2 protein-coding genes are annotated in these 1933 nt (G+C 46.8%); one reads left to right on the forward strand and one right to left on the reverse strand.

What is annotated here, in order from left to right; all coding sequences use genetic code 11:
• On the forward strand, positions 1-657 hold a 657-nt coding region (locus KDK18_RS13055), incomplete at its 5' end, for a hypothetical protein (RefSeq protein WP_257255364.1).
• Positions 658-764: 107 nt separating this feature from the next.
• On the opposite strand, the gene KDK18_RS13060 is transcribed toward KDK18_RS13055, so the two are convergent.
• A partial coding sequence (locus tag KDK18_RS13060) for a hypothetical protein (protein WP_257255365.1) occupies positions 765-1933 on the reverse strand: 1169 nt, incomplete at its 5' end.

Consider the following 1933-nt stretch of genomic DNA (forward strand, 5'->3'; position numbering starts at 1 on the left):
TTACAAAACAATCCCTATTTACTCAGATTTTTTGGTAATGATAAACGAATTGTCTCGGACAGAGAGGCGCAATGGCATAAAACATTCGGTGATTTTGAGAAGCTGAAGGGTAGCGCGATAGTCAGGATGAATCAAATGATTGCCCATTATAATACGAAACTAATGGATGGGGACTATTGCATCAGCAATCTGCAAGGAGTAACCAATGAAGAAAAAATGGAAAACCTGAAACAGTTTACTGGTTTTTACAGTCGATTTGTTCATATGACCGACTTTCAGCATATGACCGGGAAATGGAAGTTTTGGCCATGCGATCAATTTGATGCGCTTTCAGGCGTTGCAGAAAAGTACATGGCGATCTCGTTATTACATATCAACGGAACAGCTGGTATCGATGCACTTCCAACGATGGAATTCCGTTTTTTTCGCTGCCCTAAAACAGCTGAAGAGGTACAACTGGTCAATGAATTCTTGCAGGCCTGGTTTCAATTTGTCCACCAGTGTCGGCGTGATAACGTCCCTCTGGAACCCGTTCCTGCTGACATCAAAGCATCCAGAGATTATTCCCCTGAAGAAGTGCGGAGCTGTAGTCTTGCCTATCTCGAAAAAATAGGTCTGGATTGGCGACGTTATCTGGTCTTTTTGGGTGAAGCATAATGACTTTACCCAATACTGAAGTTATGTGACATATTTGGTGAATACCGAACAATGATTGTAAATATCCAATCGAAAAGAATGAAGGGCAATACCAGAGATCCATGGAATCATTCGCTTCCCCAGGGAATGCGCAAGATCTGTCGCCATGACATTCTACCGGAAGTCTGAAAATTGTAATTCAGGTCGTGACTGCTGATACTGCCTCCAGCGCCCTGGGTAACCGCCGTTCGATGACCACTGGCTCCCTGATGGATAACGGGAGATGATGCATAACCCAGTCCCAGATTGACTCTTTTTATGGAAAGATCCTCACTGACCTGATCGCCCTGATCCTGCCCACCCAGAACGGGATCGGGCGATGCGGTCCCCGTCTGGTAATGCAAGCCAATCAGGGCGCTAGAGCCATCCACTCGACAACTGTCTTCTGACGGTCTGTATTCAGTGAACAGAACCAGTGAAAACAATCGGGAAGCCGAAGTGATTGATCTTCCGGCAGGAATAACACCATCACCCTCTAGATCAAGCACCCAGCCACTCTTGGTCGCAATCACTGACTGAAGTGCAGTAAAGCTGCCGACGGTTGAGGAGTCCACAGTAAAGGCTACATTGCCACTGCTGGTTTTCTTATTGACAGTGCCATTGGTGTATACCTGTACGTCCGTCGTATTAACCAAGTCCGATAAAGACACCGCATTATACGTTAAATCACCGTTGCTACTCTGCGGCTCCTTGAAGCCAAAGAATGACTGGGTTTGTGTGGTGCGATTATCATCATACGTCAGAAGCCTTCCACTCCCTACATAAAGCCAGTGACGATTCTTGTCTGAGGCCACAACAGGAGCGGCTGAAACAGGCTTCCCGGTGTCAAGAAGCGTTGTCAGTGTTGAGTCGGTCAGGGTATCCTGCAAACGCAATCTCAGAAGCTTCCCATCCAGAGTTGATGTACCGGTTTCAATAGCGCCCAGATAAAGAGCATCGTCTTTATAATCCCGATCCCAATCGACGGCTGTAGTATTGCCACCGTACGCCTGAGAAATCCCTGAATCCATAGGTGCCATGCCCGACACAAAAGCTTTACTTTTCAGATCATAGACAAAGAGTTTGAGATTTTGGTTACTCGATCCATCATCCAGTGCTGTTCGTATTCCAGCCTCACCTGTACCGATAGGTCCTGATGCAAATGCCAGATACCATTCATTCGTCGTAGGTGCTTGACTCCAGTCATCTTCACCCTGGCTATCTTTGGCAGCCACACGACGTTTTACCAATGTAGGGC

The sequence above is a fragment of the Endozoicomonas sp. SESOKO3 genome (genome assembly GCF_024606255.1).